The following is an 18,364-nucleotide window of genomic DNA, read 5'->3' as shown; positions in this document are numbered from 1 at the left end:
CGGTCGTGGGGTGGGGGCGGTGGTCGCCCGTGGTGACGCGGCGGGGCGGGGCGGATGCCCGGCCGGTCAGAATCCTGCGGCTGTCGACGGACGCGGCCTCCCTCATGGGCTGACGCTGCCGCTCGTCGTGCCGGGCGTGCGCCAGCCATCGGCTCGTGACACGGCACAGCCCGGGTGCCCCGCCCGGTCAGAACCCTGCGGGTGTCGGCCGGATCTCGAAGCCCGTCAGCCCCTCCGGCTCCTCCTCCCCTACGGACACCGCGTCGACGGTGGCCAGGGGCGGGCCCTGGTGCGCCCAGTCCACCAGCTTCTGTACGCGCTCGGGCTCGCCCTCGTACACGGCCTCCACCGTCCCGTCCGGGAGGTTGCGCACCCAGCCGGCCACTCCCAGGCCGTCGGCCGTGCGCCGGCAGGTGTCGCGGAAGAACACGCCGTGCACGTCTCCGGAGACCACCACCCGTCTGCGGATCATCCGTGTCTCATCTCTTCACCTCGTCACCTCGTGCGCCCGGCCCGGCCTTCCGAGCGCAGATATATCCCGGGCCCTCGGTCACCGGGCGGCGCCACGCCCGGACGGCGCACGGCTCACGGTGCGGCCGGCGGCCGCGGCGGCACAGGCGAAGACGGTGGCGTCGCGAACGGCCGCCCCGCCCGGATCGTTGTTGAAGTAGGTGTAGACGTCGGCCCGGTCCGGCCAGGTGTCGGCGATCCGCCGGGCCCAGGTGGTGAGCGCCTGTCTGCCGTAGCGCGGCCAGGGTTCCGCGCGGCCTTCGTGGAAGCGCAGATAACCCCAGTCGGTGGTCCGCCACAGGGGCGTCACGGGCCGGGAACCGCGGTCCGCCCAGCACAGCGCGGCGCCCCGCCGCTCCAGCACCGTACGGATCTCCGCGGTCCACCACGACGGGTGGCGGGGCTCGACGGCGACGCGGGTTCCGGCGGGGAAGCAGCTGAGACAGTCGTCCAGCAGTCCGGCGTCCGCCTTGAGTGTGGGCGGCAGTTGGAGCAGGACGGGCCCCAGCCGGGGGCCGAGGGCGGCGGCCCGCGACATCATCCGCCCGACCGGCTCCTGCGGCTCGCGCAGCCGCTTGATGTGGGTCAGATAGCGGCTTGCCTTCACCGCCATCACGAATCCGTCGGGGGTCCGGTCCCGCCAGTCCGCGAAGGTCTTCTCCTCCGGCAGCCGGTAGAAGGCGGCGTTGCTCTCGACGGTGGCGAAGTGCCGTGCGTACTCCTCCAGCCACAGTCGCTGCGGCCGGTCCTGCGGGTAAAGGACCTCGCGCCAGTCCTTGTACTGCCAGCCGGAGGTTCCGACGAGGACGGTCATATCCGCATCCCTGCCCGGTCCGGGGCGCGGCATATCAGTCACCTCAGCCACCTCGGTCACCTCAGTCATCTCGGTCGCCTCAGCCACCTCAGCCACCTCAGCCACCGGATGTCAGTCACCGGGCATACCGCGGGCCTCCTGCCTTGGGGCGTATCCGCAATGTCCCGTCGTCCGCCTGGGGAGGGCGGGGCTCGGGGCGCCCTCAGCGTGCGCGGCAGACGCCGCGAGCCAGGCGGGACGTCCGGGCGGCCCCGCCCTGGCGCCGGGCGCCCGGCCCCGGCCGTGTCATGCGGCCGCATGCGAACCGGCCGGGTCCGATATCCGCTGGTGCACATCGTGGTGGATGGGGGTCCGCGAGCCGGTCAGGGGGACCCCCGTGCCGCCCTGGCGTATCGCGACGATCTCGGCCGCGATCGACAGGGCGGTCTCCTCGGGGGTACGGGCCCCGAGGTCGAGGCCGATCGGTGAGCGGAGCCGGGCCAGTTCGCGTGCGGTGAGGCCGGCCTCGCGCAGCCGGCGGTTGCGGTCCTCGTGGGTGCGACGGGAGCCCATCGCGCCGACGAACGCGACCGGCAGCCGCAGGGCCACCGTCAGCAGGGGGACATCGAACTTGGCGTCGTGGGTGAGGACGCACAGCACCGTACGGCTGTCGGTTTCGGTGCGCCGTAGGTAGCGGTGCGGCCAGTCGACCACGAGGTCGTCGGCCTCCGGGAAGCGGGCGCGGGTGGCGAAGACGGGGCGGGCGTCGCACACGGTCACGTGGTAGCCGAGGAGTTTCGCCGTCCGCACCAGCGCCGCGGCGAAGTCGACGGCGCCGAAGATGATCATGCGGGGCGGCGGCACGTTCGACGCGACGAACAGGGTCAGCGCGCTCCCGCAGCGCGCGCCGCGCTCCGAGAGGGCGAAGGTGCCGGTGCGGCCCGTGTCCAGCAGGGCGTGGGTCTCGTCGGCCACCGCGCGGTCCAGCTCGGCAGCTCCGTCGAGGTCGCCTTCGTACGAGCCGTCGGGGTGGACGAGCAGGGGGCGGCCGAGGAGTTCGGCCGGTCCACCGGTCACGAGGGCGAGGGCCGCCGCCGCTCCCCCGGCGGCGGCCGCCAGCGCGGCCGCCCACACCTGTCGGCCCGGGGTATCCGCGCGGATCGGCGTGACCAGCACCTCGATGGTTCCGCCGCAGGTCAGCCCTACCGCGAAGGCGTCGTCGGCATCCGGGCCGAACTGCTCCAGCACCACCTGGCCGTCCTGGAGCGCCTGGGCACACAGGTCGTGGACCGCCGCTTCCACACAGCCGCCGGAGACCGAGCCGATGACCGTGCCCCGGCTGTCGACGGCGAGGGCGGCGCCCGGACCGCGCGGCGCGCTGCCGTCGACGGCCACGACCGTGGCGACGGCGACGTCCCGCCCCTCCGCCAGCCAGCGGTGCAAGGCGTCGGCGAGGTCAAGCATCCCGGTCTCCTCCTGGTGCGGTGCCGGCCTGCAGGACGCGGTCGGGGCGGATCGGCAGATGGCGGTGGCGTACACCGGTCGCATGCCAGACCGCGTTGGCGATGGCCGCCGCGGCCCCCACGATCCCGACCTCGCCGATGCCCTTGATGCCGACCGGGTCGTCGGGGTCCGGGTCGTCCACCCAGTCCGCCTCGATGGGCGGGACATCGGCGTGCGCGGCGAGGTGGTAGCCCGCAAGGTCGGCGCCGACATGGCCGCCCGAGGCCTGGTCCCGGGCCGCCTCCTCGTGCAGCGCCATGGACAGCCCCCAGGTCATACCGCCGATGAACTGGCTGCGGGCGGTCAGCGGGTTGACGATTCGGCCCGCGGCGAAGATGCCGAGCATCCGCCGCACCCGCACCTCGCCACTCGTGACGTCCACGGCGACCTCGGCGAACTGCGCGCCGAAGGAGTGCCGTTCCTTCTTCGCCAGCGCCCTGACGGCTTCGCCGGTGTCCGCCCGTGCCGTGATGCCCTGCGGCGGTATGCCGCCGCCCAGGGCCAGTTGCTCCCGCAGCTCGCGTACCGCGGCCGTGATCGCCCAGGCCCAGGAGCGGGTGCCCATCGAGCCGCCGGCGATCATCGCCGGGCCGAAGTCGCTGTCCGCGATCTGTATATGGATCCGTTCCGGAGCCACCTCCAGCGCGTCCGCGGCGATCAGGGCGAGCGCGGTCCGTGCTCCGGTGCCGATGTCGGCCGCGGTGATCCGTACGGTGAAGGTGCCGTCCTCCTCCGCCGTCACGGCGGCCGTGGACGGCGCGACCCCTGAGGGGAAGGTGGCCGCGGCGGTGCCGGTCCCGAGCAGCCAGCGCCCTTCGCGGCGGGTGCCGGGGCGCGGATCCCGGTCCGCCCAGCCGAACCTGCGGGCGCCCTCCTGGAAGCAGGCGAGCATCCGGCGGCTGCTGAAGGGCAGGCCGGAGACCGGGCCCACGTCCGGTTCGTTGCGTGCGCGCAGTTCGATCGGGTCCATACCGCACTTCTCGGCGAGCTCGTCGAGCGCGGACTCCAGCGCGAACGAACCCGGCGCCTCGCCCGGTGCCCGCATCCAGGTCGGCGTCGGGACATCGAGCGGGACGACGCGGTTGACGGTGTGGTGCGCGGCGGCGTCGTACATCGGCCGTCCGAAGTTGGCGCTGCGCTCGACGAATTCGAACACGGTCGAGGTGAGCGACTCCGCCTGGTGGTCGAAGGCACGCAACCGCCCGTCGACGTCGGCGCCGAGCCGGACCCGCTGCACCGTGGGGCTGCGATAGCCGACGACCGAGAACATCTGCCGGCGGGTCAGAACGACCCGGACCGGGCGGTGCAGGACGGTCGCGGCCATCGCGGCGAGCACCGCATGCGGGCGGGTCGCCTTGGAGCCGAAGCCACCGCCGACGTGTTCGGACCGCACCCGCACCGAGCCCGGGTCGAGCGAGAACAGCTGCGCCAGTTCCTCCGCCACGAACCTGCTGCCCTGATTGGAGTCGACGACCTCCAGCCGGCCGCTGTCCCAGCGCGCCATCGCCGCATGGGGTTCCAGCGGGCTGTGGTGCTCTTCCGGTGTGGTGTATTCCGCGTCCACGACCACGGCGGACGCGCTGAGTTCGGCGTCCAGGTCGCCCTTCGCCGTCTCCGCCGCCATGGTGGGGGAATTCTCCGGTGTGTACATCCCGGGCCGCCCGGCGGAGAAGGCGACATCGTGCGGCTCCTCGTCGTACCGGACGACGAGCCGTTCGGCGGCTTCCCTGGCCTGCTCGGGGGTCTCCGCGACGACCAGCGCCACCGGCCAGCCGACATACGGCACCCGGTCGTGCTGGAAGACCTGAAGGATCGGGTCGGGCGGAGCGAGCGTCCCCTGGTAGTCCCCGTTGACGCGCGGGGCGTTCTCATGGTGCAGGACGGCGAGGACGCCGGGCAGGGACAGGACGGGCGCCGACTCCACGGAGCGGATCCGGCCGCGGGCGATGGTGGACAACACCAGCCAGCCGTGGGCGAGTTCGGCGAACGGGACCTCGCCCGCGAAGCGCGCCGTACCGGTGACCTTGTCCCGGCCCTCCAGACGGGTGTGAGCCGCGCCGACGGCCCCGGTCACCGCGAGGTTTTCCGTGGTGGCGGTCATCGGGCGGCCTCCTCGGCGAGTTCGGTCAGTACGGCCACGACGAGGTTGCGCATCAGGGTCACCTTGTATCCGTTGTGGGGCAGCGTCTCGGCGGCGGCGAGTTCGGCGTCCGCGGCGGCGGCGAACGCCGCGGCGTCCGCCGGGCCCCCGGTCAGCACCCGCTCGGCCGTCCGGGCCCGCCACGGCCTGGATGCGACCGCCCCGAAGGCGAGGCGCACCTCGCGGACGACACCGTCCCGGACATCGAGGGCGGCGGCGATCGAGCCGATCGCGAACGCGTACGACGCGCGCTCGCGCACCTTCCGGTAGCGGGAGGCGGCGGCGACCGGGGCCGGCGGCAGGGTGATACCGGTGATCAGCGCGCCGGGCGGCAGTGCGGTCTCCCGGTGGGGGGTGTCGCCCACCGGGAGATAGAACTCCGCGAGCGGCAACTCACCCGGACCGTCCGCGGTTTCGTACGAGACGACGGCATCGAAGGCGGTGAGCGCCACCCCCATGTCCGAGGGGTGCACGGCCACACAATGCGCGGAGGCGCCCAGGATCGCGTGGTTGTGGTGCTCACCCTCGACGGCCGGGCAACCACTGCCGGGGGCGCGTTTGTTGCACGGCTTGGCCGAGTCGGTGAAGTAGCCGCAGCGGGTGCGCTGGAGCAGATTGCCGCCGACCGTGGCCATGTTGCGCAGCTGCCCCGAGGCACCGGCCAGTACGGCCTCGGCCAGCGCCGGGTAGCGCCGACGCACCTCGGGATCGGCGGCGAGTTCGCTGTTGGTGACCGTCGCGCCGATGTGCAGCCCGCCGTCGCCCCTCGGCTCGATCCGGCCCAGGGGCAGGTCACGTACGTCGACGAGCAGCGCGGGCCGCTCCACCCCGGCCTTCATCAGGTCGACGAGGTTGGTGCCGCCGCCGAGAAAGCGTGCGTCAGGATCGGCCCCGAGCAGCGCCACCGCCCCGGCGACCTCGGTCACCCGCTGATATCCGAATTCCCTCATGCCGTCAGCTCCCCCTCCGCCGCGTCGCCCGTCCGTCGGGCCTCGGTCTCCGCCGCCTGCGCGACCGCCTGCACGATCGACACATAGGCACCGCAGCGGCACAGATTGCCGCTCATCCGCTCCCGGATCTCCTCGGCGGTCAGCGCGGGCGCTCCCGCTTCGGGGCGTACGTCGGCGGTCACGGCACTCGGCCAGCCCGCCGCATGCTCCTCGATCACGGCTATTGCCGAACAGATCTGCCCCGGTGTGCAGTAGCCGCACTGATAGCCGTCGAAGTCGAGAAAGGCCTGCTGCACCGGATGGAGCCGGTCGCCGTCCGCCACACCCTCGATGGTGGTGATCTCCCGCCCCTCGGCGGCGACCGCGAGCTGGAGACAGGAGACCGCCCGGCTTCCGTCGAGCAGTACCGTGCAGGCACCGCATTGGCCGTGGTCACAGCCCTTTTTGGTGCCGGTGAGATCGAGCTGCTCGCGCAGCGCGTCGAGCAGGGTGGTGCGGTGGTCGACGGGCAGCGTGCGCTTTTCGCCGTTGATGTTCAAAGTGATGACGCTGGACGTCGATAGAGCCATGATCAGCCTTCTTTCGCATGGGTGAGGCGCAGCGGGCCGGCCCTGAAGGCGTGCGGGCCGACCAGGACATCGAGCTGTCCTTGTCGCGCGGTGCGAGAGCGTCGGAGGGGACGGACCCGCAGGTGGTTCGGGAGGGAGGCGCTGTACGTGGCGGCGTCGGCTGGGGCTTCTGCGGCGGCGTGGTGGCCGAAGAGCCGGTCGCGGGGTCGCGGACCATCCCCATCGGCCGCATCCGGCGGTATGGTGGACCTAAGCGGACAGCTGTCCGCTAGCTTCGAAAAATCTACCGGACAGTTGTCCGCTTAGCAAGACCCGGCCGTCGGTGGATTCCGGGTGGAGGACGAGTGCAGGAGAGAAAGCCCGCGCCGGTGCGCTCGGACGCACAGCGGAATCGCGAACGCATCCTCGAAGTGGCCCTCGCGGAACTGACGCGGTCGGCCGACGCCCCGCTGAGCACGATCGCGAAGAAGGCGGGCGTCGGGCAGGCGACCTTCTACCGCAACTTCCCCAACCGCGAGGCGCTCGTCCTCGAGGTCTACCGCCACGAGGTGCAGCAGGTCTCCGCCACCGCGTCCCAGCTGCTGGAGACGCACGCACCCGACCAGGCCCTGCGGGAGTGGATGGACCGCCTCGCCCAGTACGCCATGGCCAAGGCCGGCCTGGCCGACGCGATGCGCAAGACCACCTGCACACCCGGCGCGCTGGCCGGCCTGGGCCACGGCCCGGTGACCTCAGCCGTCGCCCTCCTACTGAAGGCGAACGAAGAGGCCGGCACCATCCGCCCGGGGGTGACCCCCGACGACTTCGTGCTGGCCATCTCCGGCCTCTGGCAGATCGATCCGCAGGGTGACTGGCACGGGCGCGCCGAACGCCTCCTGGACCTCGTCATGGACGGCCTGCGCGCGGGCGCTCCGGGTGCCTGAGGGGGACGGTTCGGCCAAGCGGGCGCCGTACGGGGCCAGACGATCCGGCCGACGCCCAGCGCTCACCGCCCCGAGCAAGGCAACAAGGCCCCCGGCGGCACCCAGCTGTAACACCCGCCCGCCTCCTCGCCGAGCCAGCCGTTGACGCTGTGCAGGCCCCGCTCGTTGATCTGCGCGTCATGGATGCCGTAGGCCCGTTCCGGCTTGACCGCCCGGACGAAGTCGATGGCCTCGGACGTACGCAGCCACGACGCCTGCACGGGCACGAGCAGCGTCTCCACCAGCTCGTCCGGCACATGGAGCGAGTCGCCGGGGTGGTAGAGGCGCTCGTCGATCAGGTAGCCGAGATTGGCGCAGTCCGGGAGGTCCCCATAGATCCGCGCATGCCGGCCGCCGTGCGCCGTGACCTGGAAGCCGGCCGCGCTGAACTCCTCGTCCGGCTCCACCTCGATGACGTCCAGGAGGCCGCCGAAGTCCGCGCCCTTGGGAGCGTAGACCGGCGCACCGAGCCCCTTGAGGCGCAGTACATCGACATGGTCGGCATGTTCGTGCGTCACCAGGATCGCGTCGGCACCGTGCAGCGCCCGCGCCTCGCTCCAGATACCGGGGTCGATGACCAGTGTCCCGCCTCCCGGACGCTCCAACCGGACACAGGAATGGGTGTACTTGGTGAGGCGCATCTTGCGGAGAGTACGCGTCCGGGGTACGGGCGTCGACCCTCCGCAGCGGCCGTGCGGCAGGGCTCCGAAGGCGTCGCCGAGCGGCCGAAGTCGGCCTGGACCGGCCTCCTTTTACATCCTGTCCGCCACATCGACGCTCCGATAGGCGAGCTGTCGTGGCGTCAGTGTGAGGGTGAGCCGGTGCCTGGCGGGGGCCGACGCCTTCCCCGCGGCGGCGTCCGTGACGACCCAGGTGCGCACACCCGATCGTGCCCGGGGGTCGCGCTCCAGCTCGACGGTGAATTCCAGCTCGATCGGTCCCATGTCGAACTGGAGGTCACCGCCGTCGAACGATTCGGTGGCCGCGCGCAGATCGTCGCGTACGGCCTGCACCGCTTCGGTGAGGTCAATCCGGTTCCGGTCCATGCTCCGCTGCTCTCTGTGTGGCTGTGCGACGTGGTCGACGGGTTCAACACGATGGATCTCTACATACGCCGGGATGCCGGCCAGTCCCGAGGTGGCCGAGTACGCATCGGCCTCCGCCGCCAGGTGGTAGGCGGACAGCGCCTCGCCCGCGACGTCCCCGGTCTCCCCCTCTCCTCCCGTCAGTACGGCGTGCAACTGCTGGGCCCGGCTCCGTTCCGCCGCCAGCGCCGTGTTGCCCCCTATGGAGAGCTGGTCATAGATCACCAGGGACTCTTCCAGGGGGATCAGGGCCTGCTCCCGCTCGGCCCCGGCGGCCAGCAGGGTGGCGAGGTTGTGCAGACCACGGGCCAGCTCCGGCGCCACGCCCGGGTCTTCCTCGAACAGCTCCCGGTAGCCGGTGATCGCCTGGTGCGAGGCGGCGACGGCCTCCGCCGTGCGGCCCGCCGAGCCGAGGATCAGCGCGAGGCATTCGAGCGCGTTGCAGCGCAAGCGCAGCGCGGGCGGCCGCACATGCGCCGCCAGCACATCGGTGAACGCGAGGCACTCCTGCAACACGTCGACCGCCTCCTCGGCCGCCCCGAGTTCGGCCAGACAGAGCCCCAGCTGAAGCAGCGCATGTGCCAGCCCGGTGCCGACGGAGACGGGGTGGTAGCGGTCGACGAGTGCCCGGTGAATCCCCACCGCCTCCTGCGCGATGAGGAGGGCTTCCTCTCCTTCACCGGCGGCCCGAAGTTGCTGACAAGTAGTCAAGAGCCGGTCCGCGAGCTGCGGGCCATAGGTCCCGAAGTCTTCCTCCGCTTGTGCGCGCAGCCGGTCGAGTTCCCCGCTCCGCTTCCTATCCGGCGTGCTCATCGTCACCCCCCATTGCCATGGCTTGTTGCAGCAGCGTCAGTGCCAGCGCGGAATCGAAGATGTCCGCGCTGCCCACCGGGGTGTGCCAGCTCATGAGTTTTGCCGGCCCGTCGCCGTGCGGCGCGATCGCCGCGGCGATCACGGCCTCGTCCGCCGCCGTCGGTTGGCGGACGACCGCGGCGTCCGGCACCGCGACAGGAACGGGGTCGACGGCCGTCAGGCTCTTCACCAGCGCCAGCCGTCGGGCCCCTCCCATCGAGGCGATCAACGGCGCATGCCGAAGCTCCGCGGACACCATCGCCGCCTTCGTCCCGTCGAACACCGCTTCCAGATCGCGCACTTCACCGGCCTGTGTGGCGGCCTTCAGCGTGGCGAGGAAATGCCCCGTGAAGGCCGTGTGATCCGCCCCGTCCGAGTCCTGGGACGGCTGGTTGGGGCCGCTGGAGGCGATGACGCAGACACCGTCGGCGTGGTCGTCGGGCAGCTCCTCGTCGAGCGGGATCTCGACCTCCGGTTCGCTGAGGCGCAGGTCGCCCGCACCGCTCAGCAGTCCCGTGGCGACCCCGCTGAAGCAGCAGTCCAGGACGATGATCCGGATCGCGGCCGGGGAGCTCCGGACCAGCCGGCGGACCGTCTTGTACGCCAGCCCCGTGGTCTCGATCGAATCGGGGCTCGACGACTGGGAAGCCAGATACAGGTCGCCGTCGACCTTCCAGCCGTGCCCCACGTAGTACAGCAGCAGTACGTCGGTGGCAGACTCGGCCGCCCGCTTGATGGCGACCCGCATCCCCTCGCCCGTCCGCGGGTTGGAGACCATCCGGCACTTCTCACGGGGAAAGCCTCCGCCATCGGACGGTGCGAGCACACTGCGCAGCCCCGCCAGATTGTGGATCGCGGCCGGCACCTCGGGAAACTCGTGGTCCTGGTACTCCGACACCCCGATCAGCAAGGCATACGAAGCGTCGAACCGCGGCAAACGGGCCAATGCTTCACTCTTCGCCGAGCTGCCGGATGACGCGCGCGATCTCCTCGGCGTCCGTCCCGCTCACCGTCACGGTCCGGCCGTTCCGCTCGAAACTCATGGCCAGCTGCGGGGCGTTCATCTTCTTCCACTGGGCGACGGTGTAGCCCAGGGACCCCGCACTGAAGCCGGAGCCGACGATCAGCTGCACCAGATCGAGCACAAAGCCCAGTTCGCCCTCGACCGGCGCGGCACCGACCAGTTGCACCTCGGCGTGCCGGCGGGCGTCCGGTTCATCGAGCAGCCATTGATGGAGACTCGCGGCCAACTCCCCTGCGGTGTCGGCACCTTCACACCGGATCGTGATCTGCACAGGGGGCCTCCGGTCCACGAGCGAATGTGGTCCGAGCATAGAGCGCGGCGGTGCGCCCGGACGGCACTTTACCCATACCGCGACAGCACCCTCAGCGACCGCGCCTCACCCCAGCGGGTGCGCCTCCGCCGCGTCCACGGGTGGTTCACCACCCGCTTCGTTGAACGCCGTGAGCGCCTCGATGAGCGCGGCCCGCTGCGCGGGGGCGAGGCGTTCGACGATGGCGGCGATCTCCGCGCGGCGGCGGGCGGTGACCTCCTCGACCGTGCGCCGCCCCTCGTCGGTGAGCTGGAGCAAGGTCTCGCGGCGGTTGTCGGGGTTGGCCTGACGGAGCGCCAGGCCCGCCGTGATGAGCCGGTCCACCATGCGCATCGCGGTCGACGGGGCGACCTGGAGGAGCTCGGCGAGGGCCACGAGCTTGGTGGCGCCCCGTGTGGAGAGCACCACCAGCATCCGCAGCTGCGGCAGCGTCACCCGCTCCTCCACCTCGCCGAGTGACCGCGCGGACACCGCGACCAGCAGCCTCGACGCCGTGAGCACCGCCTGGGTCACCGCATCCACATCATCCACGCCCCTCGTGGGGGCCATGCGCTCCGCCATCTCCCCTTTCTACCGCCCGGAATCTTCCGGCGTCGCCATAGGACGCCGGAACGCGCCTGGCCTGCGGCTCTCCTGATGCTTGCCCCCTAGCCACCGCCCGGCAATGCGCACTATGCAAAGGTTGCACGGGCCACAAGCCGACACAGGACACATTTCTGGCGCGTCTCCCCATTCGTCTCTACCGGGCAGGGCTCGGCGCGCTCTTCGGCAAACGGCTGCTCCTGCTGCACCACACCGGCCGACGCACCGGAATCCGCCGCCAGGTCGTCCTGGAAGTCATCGCGTACGAGCGGGACGGGGACCGACTCAGCTGGACCGTCGCCGCCGGGTTCGGCCCGTCCTCCGCCTGGTACCAGAATCTGCGGCACTCGCCACGGACCGTGGTGCAGAGCGGCAACCGCCGGTACACCACCACGGCCCGCTTCCTCTCCCCCGAGGACGGTGGCGCCCTGATGGCCCGTTACGCTCCGGCGCACCCGCGGCTGGCGCGCCGACTGTGTTCCTTCATGGGCTTCGACGTCGACGGCAGCGAAGCCGCCTACCGCCGGGCGGGGCACCGCATCCCGTTCGTACGCCTTGAAACCTCTCCCGGCCGGCCGCGCGGGTAACCCGGGGTCCCTGACTGGACACCTGCACTGTCAGTGGCAGCTGCCAGGATTCTGCTTATGACGATCAAAGACGTAGCCCGGCATGACGTGAGTGAGCAGCGGATCCAACAGGCGCTGGAGGACATCTGGGGGCGGGCCTTCAGCCGCTGGCACACGATGCAATACGACTGCTACTCCGATGCGGAGCTGGCGGGAATGCGCGACGAACTCCTCGACCACATAGCCGCCCGCACGGTGGCGGACCCCGAGCCCGGCACCGCCCCGTCACGCATCGTCCTGCGCACCGCGGCCGAGTGCGCCATGGGGCTCCTGGACCTCGGCTGCTACCCCAACGGCGACCAAGAGATCTCCTTCACCCTCATTGACGAGAAGCTCAGCAGCGAGGACACGGACTTCGAGGCCGTTGTGGAGCAGGTGGCCACCGCGGAGAGCTGGCTGGCCGCGTTCGCGCTGTCCGTGATCAGCGGCATGGTCTGGGAACGGGATCTGGTCATCGGGCTGCTGCTGCGCGGCGACATCGCGCCTGACATACACAACGGCGTGCCGCACTCGAAGCTGGAATCGAAGTCGGATCCGGGTGAGCTGGCGGAAATGGACGCCTTGTGCGGCTACCTCGCCCAGGCGGAAGGGCATCTGCCCCGGCACTGGCCGTCGGTCCCGCTGTGCAAGCCGACTGAGGGCGAGCGCGCCGAGGCAAAGCGGCAGCTGGATACGCTCGATGCGCTGACGCCGGACCAGCGCCTGCTGCGGGTGCTTCTGGAGGACGACCAGTTGGCCTTCGAGGAGGCCCTGGAGCAACGCCTTGTCCAGCACCGGGAGAGCGCACCCTTCGACGCGGCACCCCGCAGCCTTCTGCCGCACCACACCATCGCCCTGGCCGCACTGGCAGTCCAAGTACACGGCTGGGACTTGCGCGTCCGGTCCGCCTACCTGCCGCAGGCGCTGCTGAGTGCCCCTGAAGGCGCGCCGTCGGTCAGTGGCTGAACCGGTGCCCCGCACCGCTGTTTCGGGCACTGCCGCAGCATGAGGCAGTGCCCCCTGCGCGCACGAGCGCCGGCATGGTAGCTCATCGTCGCCGGCCGCCCCAGGGATTTGCGCATCGTCGCTGAATCGATTTCTTTGCTCAATGCAAACGTTAGCGTGACCGTGCCCCAACAGCCCCAAGGGCGACAGCGCTCCGGCGGCCCTCGCGCGCAATCAGGAGGCACGATGAAATCTCATGCACGGAAAGCCCAGCCCACCGCGAGCCGTGGCCGTCTGATAGCCGCCGCGGTCGCCCTGCTCGCGGTCATCGCGAGCGTATCCGTGTGGCTCGCACAGAGAAACAGCTCCGCCGACGAGTCGCACTCGGCCCATCTTCCGGCCGCGAACGCGGCCCTGGCCGGGCCGCAGGGAGGTAATGCGGGCCCACTCAGCGCCCTGGACAAGACCTTCCTCACCAAGGTCCGGCAAGCCGGGCTGTGGGAGATGCCGGCGGGCCGGCTCGCCCAGACGCACGCTTCGAGCGAAGCCATCAAGCGCGCCGGTATGCACCTGCTGGAGGGGCACAGCAATCTCGATGAGCTGGCCCGTGAGGACTCCGAGGCGCTGAGCGTGCCCATCCCCGACGAGGCCACCGCCGAACAACAGGGCTGGGTGGACCAGTTGAAGGAAGCCCGGGGCCAGGCCTTCGACCAGCTCTTCGTGGACCTGCTCCGGGCTTCCCACGGCAAGATCTTCATCACGATCGGCGAGGTGCGCGCCACCACCAAGAACACCCTGATCCGGCGGCTGGCCACCCAGACCAACAACACCGTCCAGGACCATATGGGCGTACTGGAGGACACCGGCCTGGTCACCGAGGCGACGCTGGACGATGTCGCCTCGACCATCCCCAAGTGACCAGCCACGGACCGGACTTGGGCGCGGTCCGGGAAGCCGCGCGCCTGCCGGGGCGGCACGGCTCCAGAGGTCAGTCGCCCCAGATCTTGCGGTAGGCCTGGCGGTAGCCCTCGGAGTCCCAGGACAGTGCGCCGCCGCTGTTGCCGGCGGTGGCGATGTGGACGGGGGCGACGTACCCGCTGTCCGGGGCGCCGGTGAAGGCGCGGTTGAACTCGTCGACGATCTGCCAGCCCTGTTCGGAGAGCGGCTCGGGCACGGTGGCGGCCTGGAACTCCTTGCCGTTGACGCGCTGGAAGGCCGACGGATCGCCGTCACCGGCACCGATGTTGAACGGGGCGCCGGCGCCGTCCTTGCCCGCGGCGCGCAGCGCGGGCGCGGCGTGCTGGAAGTACAGGTCGTTGATGGCGGCGGAGTAGGTCCACTTGCTGCCGAAGCGGGACAGCAGGGAGCGGACTTCCTTGATGGACCGGCGGTTGACCTCGGGAATGGGCATGTTGGTGTAGCTCAGCAGCTTGGTGCCGGAGCAGGTGGCGAGTTCCTTCTTGATCAGGTCGGACTTGCGCTTCGCGAACGGCACCGTGGCGTCGGTGAACAGGACGACGCCCGCGCGCCCGTTGGACCGGGCGATGATCCAGTCGGCGCTGATCTTCGCGACATCCTCGACCCGGGAGGTGACATTGCTGAAGAGCTTCGGTTCCTTGCTGGGGCCGGGAGCCGGGGCGGCGTGCCAGCCGATCAGCGGAATTCCCTCAGAATTCGCCTTCTTGACCTCTGCCGGGGCGACCCCGGGGTCGAACCCACTGATGACGATGCCATCCGGCTTGAGGCTGAGCGCCTGCTTGAAGGCGGCCCGCTGACCGTCGGGCGTGCCCTGGCCGTTGAGCGTGCGGGCGTGCCATCCAACGATCTTGGCGGCTTCCTGCACACCTTGGGCGACTCCGGCGACACCGGGGTTGGTCAGGGTCTGGCCTATGTAGACGACGGTCTTGCCGTGGACGGCTTTGGGGCCGGTGGTGGGGCCCCGCCAGGGGGCGTTGACCGCTTCCGCCTTCTTGACCGCCTGCTTGGCCTTCGACAGGACGGCAGGGCATCCGGGCTCGGCGGAGGAGTCCCGGTGGGACGCGGTGGCGCCGGTGCCGGGTTCACAGCCGGCGGAGGTGGCCATGACCAGGAGTGCGGCGGCGGTCACGACCGCCTTGCGGGTGGGGTGCACGGGTCTCCTCGCAGGGCGGGATGAGGGTACGGGTTCGGGGGTGGGGGAGACAGGCTACGGGTGGCGGTGCCCGGCGGAGCAGCCGCCTTCGGGAACGAAGGGCGCATCCCTCCGGCACACGTTCCCGGTGCGGAACGAGCCGCTCCGCGCGCCCCGCTCCCCGCGGAATCCGGCCAATCATCCCATCCGCCGGTTCTGCTCTCCACAGGGGAGACAACGGGCCAAACATGACAAAGAGTTGAATACCTCCTGGCCATTAGTTGTCATGTGTTGCATGCCCGTGCACAAGCGGTAGTGTTCACGGCCGGTTGGGTATGTGGCGCAATCTTTTCGTTCGCGTTCGAATGAAACCTCGAAGCGTCACTTTCCCTCCGTCGTCAGCGGTCGGCAACAACAACACCTCGGTCACCGCTCAGGAGCACGTCGTAAGGAGGCCTGGGTGTCTGTGGACACAGTGGACCCGTCACACGAACCGGACCGGTCCCGGCGTTCACCGATGAGGCCGTGGTTCCGTCCGCAGACGAGCGCGCTCCTGGACCGGTGGCCGTTCCGGCGGAAGCTCAATGTGCTGGTGATCGCGCCGGTCGCGGTCGTCGGCGTGCTGCTGGGCATCGGCGTCACCACGGAGATGGACAAGGCCCTGGACGCCGACCGGACCGCGGAGCTGGTGCGGGACAGCGAGCAGGTCACCAAGCTGATCAACGACATCCAGGCGGAACACCGGCAGGCGCTGCTGCTGTCCGTGGAGCAGGAGTCGGCCCGGCCCGGTGCCGCCCTGCCCTCCACGTCCGCCTACCGCCAGGCGCAGCAGTCGACCGATCAACAGGTCACCGCCGTGCAGTCCGCGTTCGGACCGGACCTGCCGAAGGACGAGGCGCGGGCCCTCACCTACATCCGGGGCCTCGCGGTGCTGCGTGACAAGGCCGAGCGGGGCTCGGTCCCGGCCGCCGGCATCGACCCCGCGTACGCCGCCGCGGTCGACTACCTGATCGACGGCATCGGACTGGACCGCTTCATCGGCACCTCGTCGTCCTCGGTCACGAACCTTCTCGACACGGTGCTGCGCACCGACGCCGCCCACGCGGCCTTCGAGAGCGGGGTGTTCTCCGCCCAGACCCGGGACGCCAACGCGCTCACCGAGTACACCCGCGCGGTCGGCGCCCACAAGCTCTACGACGAACAGTCCGAACGCTTCGGCCGGATCGCCGGCCCGGACCAGATGCTGCGCCTCGGTGGGATCGAGCGGGATGCCGAGGAGAACGGCATCGAGGCCCAGTTCGCGGAGCTCCAGATCGACCCCGGCTCTCTCCAGGGCCAGAGCCCGCAGCAGCTGCGCAAGGCGATGGCCGCCGGAACCCGGCAGGCCGGGGCCCGTCTCGACATCACCCGGACGCTGATCGAGCAGATCGCCGACGAGGCCGACAGCCTCTCCGCGAGCGCCCTGCGCAACGCGCTGGCGATGCTCGGCCTCGCCCTGCTCGGCTTCACCTCCTGGCTCACCTTCTCCGTGCTGGTCCGGCGCTCGGTGGTCCGCCCCCTGACCGCCCTGACCGGCGCCGCCGAGCAGGTCGTCGACGTGGCCGGCGAGGAGCTCGCCAGGGTCGAGGACGACGAGTCGCCGGAACGCGCCCCGCTGCGGGCGCGGCCGATTCCCGTCCCGGTCCGCGACGAGATCGGCCACCTGGCCGAGGCGTTCAACCAGGTGCAGGTCACCGCCGCGGCGCTGCTGGAGCGACAGGTGCTCAGCCGCCGCAACGTCGCCGAGATGTTCGGCAACGTCGGACGCCGGGTCAGCAACCTCACCTCACGCCAGCTGATGCTGATCGACGCCGTGGAACGCGAGGAGACCGACCCCGACGTCCTGGAGCGGATGTACCGCATCGACCACATCGCCGTACGCCTCCAGCGCAACGCCGACAGTCTGATGCTGCTCGCCGGAATCCGGGACCCCGAGGTGGAGGCCCGGCCGACCACCCTGGTCAACGTCATCCGGGCGGGGCTCGGCCAGATCGAGGGCTACCAGCGGGTGTCCCTGCGGTCCGAGACCGAGGTCACCGTCGGACCCGACATCGTCGACGACCTCACGCTGCTGCTCGCCGAACTGCTGGAGAACGCGGTCTCGTTCTCACCGTCCGACAGCCCCGTCGAGGTGGTCGTCCGGCCCGGCACCGACATCACCGCGGACGGCGGCGCGCTGATCGAGATCATCGACCACGGCCTCGGCCTGAGCGCGGAGCGGCTCGACGAGGAGAACTCCCGGCTGATCCGCCGGGAGCGGCTCGACCTCGTACCGACCAAGGTCCTCGGCCTGTTCGTGGTCGGCAGCCTCGCCCGCCGCTCGGGCATCCGGGTCACCCTGAGCCGTACTCCGGGCGGCGGCGTCACCGGCACCGTCTGGCTCCCCGCCACGCTGCTGCTGGCCGTGCAGCCCGTCGGCACGCCGTCCACAGCGGCGGACGTCACCGGGGTCCGGGCCGCGTCGGCGCCCCCGGCGACCCCCGAGCCTGAGCCCGGGTCCGATTCCACCGCCTCCGAGCCCGACCCCGACCCGGCCGCTCCCCTGCCGGTGCGGACCCCCGCCACCCTGCCCGAACGGCGGTCCACCGCCCCGTCGCAGCAAGGCGAGCTCCCCCGGCGCCTCCCGCAGCGTACGGACGAGGAAGGGGCCGGCGCCGCGTCCGAGCCGCGGCCGGCGGACTCCGCCCGCCCGCTGCGACGGCGGGTACGGGGCGCGACGCTCCCCATGACCACCCCGCCGCCCGACCGAGCCGCCCAGGACGTGCGCACACCGGTCGACGCCGACGCGGTCCGCTCGGAACTCGACGAATTCGAAGCCGCCGTACGCCGGGCGGAGCAGGAAACCGCTCCGCCCCCGAGGGATTCAGCTCCCCCGATACACCAGCAACCCCGGAAGGAGTCGGGCAGTGAACACGCCGACAGGTAAGAGCGGTTCCGAGCGCGCGGAACCCATGGATCTGACCGCTGCCGCGGCCGACTTCACCTGGCTGCTCGACCGGTTCGCCACCCAGACCGCCGGTGTCGTCGACGCCATCGCGGTGTCCTCCGACGGACTGCTGATCGCGGTCTCCCAACTGCGGGAGCAGGCCGACTCCGAGCGGCTCGCGGCGATCGTGTCGGGTGTCACCAGCCTGGCCGCCGGCGCGTCCGGCAACTACGGCCTGGGCGGCCTCAACAAGGTCATCATCGACCTGGAGGGCGGCCATGTCCTGGTGTCGGCCATCGGCTGCGGCGCCGTCCTCGGCGTGGTGACCTCGAAGGAGGCGAAGCTCGGCAACATCGCGTACGAGATGACCCTCTTCGCCAACCGGGCCGGGAGCGCGCTCACCCCCCAGCTGGTGCTGGAGCTGAAGAAGAACGCCGGCGCCACACCGGCCCGCTGACC

The 18,364-nt window shown here is 71.0% G+C and carries 18 protein-coding genes; 6 read left to right on the top strand and 12 right to left on the bottom strand.

The window, feature by feature from the left end; genetic code table 11:
- Positions 1-187 precede the first annotated feature (187 nt).
- The 6 genes from QT196_RS35240 to QT196_RS35215 all read right to left on the bottom strand — a co-directional run bounded on the left by QT196_RS35240 (position 188) and on the right by QT196_RS35215 (position 6,465).
- Positions 188-472: an acylphosphatase gene (locus QT196_RS35240; RefSeq protein ID WP_211117494.1), complete on the bottom strand. Its 285-nt coding sequence runs from the start codon at positions 470-472 to the stop codon at positions 188-190.
- A gap of 78 nt (positions 473-550) precedes the next feature.
- Positions 551-1,324 carry a DUF72 domain-containing protein gene (locus QT196_RS35235; protein ID WP_266733035.1) on the bottom strand — a complete coding sequence of 258 codons (774 nt, stop codon included), beginning with the start codon at positions 1,322-1,324 and terminating at the stop codon, positions 551-553.
- Between the two features lie 285 nt (positions 1,325-1,609).
- Complete coding sequence (locus QT196_RS35230) at positions 1,610-2,767, bottom strand: XdhC/CoxI family protein (protein WP_266732785.1); 1,158 nt, start codon at positions 2,765-2,767, stop codon at positions 1,610-1,612.
- Positions 2,760-4,907, bottom strand: a complete 2,148-nt coding sequence (locus QT196_RS35225; protein WP_168482689.1) for a xanthine dehydrogenase family protein molybdopterin-binding subunit — start codon at positions 4,905-4,907, stop codon at positions 2,760-2,762. Before QT196_RS35225 ends, QT196_RS35230 begins: the two co-directional genes overlap by 8 nt.
- Positions 4,904-5,896, bottom strand: a complete 993-nt coding sequence (locus QT196_RS35220) for a xanthine dehydrogenase family protein subunit M (protein WP_168482688.1) — start codon at positions 5,894-5,896, stop codon at positions 4,904-4,906. The genes QT196_RS35225 and QT196_RS35220 overlap by 4 nt, the downstream gene beginning before the upstream one ends.
- Positions 5,893-6,465, bottom strand: a complete 573-nt coding sequence (locus QT196_RS35215; RefSeq protein ID WP_168482687.1) for a 2Fe-2S iron-sulfur cluster-binding protein — start codon at positions 6,463-6,465, stop codon at positions 5,893-5,895. The genes QT196_RS35220 and QT196_RS35215 overlap by 4 nt, the downstream gene beginning before the upstream one ends.
- A 344-nt stretch (positions 6,466-6,809) precedes the next feature.
- On the opposite strand from QT196_RS35215, the gene QT196_RS35210 reads away from it, so the two are divergent.
- Positions 6,810-7,388 (top strand): TetR/AcrR family transcriptional regulator, encoded by a 579-nt coding sequence (locus QT196_RS35210; RefSeq protein ID WP_290356384.1) that lies wholly within the window; start codon positions 6,810-6,812, stop codon positions 7,386-7,388.
- Between the two features lie 62 nt (positions 7,389-7,450).
- Here the strand turns inward: QT196_RS35210 and QT196_RS35205 are convergent, their stop codons facing one another.
- The 5 genes from QT196_RS35205 to QT196_RS35185 form a co-directional block, all read right to left on the bottom strand.
- Positions 7,451-8,068 (bottom strand): MBL fold metallo-hydrolase, encoded by a 618-nt coding sequence (locus QT196_RS35205; protein WP_290356383.1) that lies wholly within the window; start codon positions 8,066-8,068, stop codon positions 7,451-7,453.
- A gap of 111 nt (positions 8,069-8,179) precedes the next feature.
- A complete protein-coding gene (locus tag QT196_RS35200) occupies positions 8,180-9,325 on the bottom strand; it encodes a trypco2 family protein (protein WP_168482684.1) in 1,146 nt (381 codons plus the stop codon).
- Positions 9,309-10,310, bottom strand: a complete 1,002-nt coding sequence (locus QT196_RS35195; protein WP_168482683.1) for a caspase family protein — start codon at positions 10,308-10,310, stop codon at positions 9,309-9,311. Before QT196_RS35195 ends, QT196_RS35200 begins: the two co-directional genes overlap by 17 nt.
- 4 nt (positions 10,311-10,314) lie before the next feature.
- On the bottom strand, positions 10,315-10,659 hold the full coding sequence (locus QT196_RS35190; RefSeq protein ID WP_290356382.1) for a hypothetical protein: 345 nt from the start codon (positions 10,657-10,659) through the stop codon (positions 10,315-10,317).
- Between the two features lie 105 nt (positions 10,660-10,764).
- Positions 10,765-11,259 (bottom strand): MarR family transcriptional regulator, encoded by a 495-nt coding sequence (locus QT196_RS35185; RefSeq protein WP_168482681.1) that lies wholly within the window; start codon positions 11,257-11,259, stop codon positions 10,765-10,767.
- Between the two features lie 56 nt (positions 11,260-11,315).
- Here QT196_RS35185 and QT196_RS35180 point away from each other — a divergent pair, with 56 nt between their 5' ends.
- From QT196_RS35180 to QT196_RS35170, 3 genes are all read left to right on the top strand, one after another.
- The gene (locus tag QT196_RS35180; RefSeq protein ID WP_323139144.1) at positions 11,316-11,867 is read left to right on the top strand and encodes a nitroreductase family deazaflavin-dependent oxidoreductase; all 552 of its coding nucleotides are present in this window, start codon (positions 11,316-11,318) and stop codon (positions 11,865-11,867) included.
- Between the two features lie 57 nt (positions 11,868-11,924).
- Positions 11,925-12,851, top strand: a complete 927-nt coding sequence (locus QT196_RS35175; RefSeq protein WP_290356381.1) for an immunity 49 family protein — start codon at positions 11,925-11,927, stop codon at positions 12,849-12,851.
- A 225-nt stretch (positions 12,852-13,076) separates the two neighbouring features.
- Entirely contained in the window at positions 13,077-13,748 is a 672-nt protein-coding gene (locus QT196_RS35170) for a DUF4142 domain-containing protein (RefSeq protein WP_266732771.1), read from the top strand.
- 70 nt (positions 13,749-13,818) lie between these two features.
- Here the strand turns inward: QT196_RS35170 and QT196_RS35165 are convergent, their stop codons facing one another.
- Positions 13,819-14,961: a substrate-binding domain-containing protein gene (locus QT196_RS35165; protein ID WP_266732769.1), complete on the bottom strand. Its 1,143-nt coding sequence runs from the start codon at positions 14,959-14,961 to the stop codon at positions 13,819-13,821.
- A gap of 571 nt (positions 14,962-15,532) precedes the next feature.
- Between QT196_RS35165 and QT196_RS35160 the strand changes: the two genes are divergently transcribed.
- Together QT196_RS35160 and QT196_RS35155 are read left to right on the top strand one after the other, a co-directional pair.
- On the top strand, positions 15,533-17,905 hold the full coding sequence (locus QT196_RS35160; protein WP_266733031.1) for an ATP-binding protein: 2,373 nt from the start codon (positions 15,533-15,535) through the stop codon (positions 17,903-17,905).
- A complete protein-coding gene (locus QT196_RS35155; protein ID WP_042157854.1) occupies positions 17,886-18,362 on the top strand; it encodes a roadblock/LC7 domain-containing protein in 477 nt (158 codons plus the stop codon). Before QT196_RS35160 ends, QT196_RS35155 begins: the two co-directional genes overlap by 20 nt.
- The last annotated feature ends 2 nt before the right edge of the window (positions 18,363-18,364 follow it).

The sequence above is a fragment of the Streptomyces sp. P9-2B-2 genome, from assembly GCF_030406865.1.
GTDB classification, from domain to species: domain Bacteria; phylum Actinomycetota; class Actinomycetes; order Streptomycetales; family Streptomycetaceae; genus Streptomyces; species Streptomyces platensis.
The sequence above is the reverse complement of the archived record's forward strand: the minus strand, read 5'-3'. Positions and strand labels throughout refer to the sequence as shown.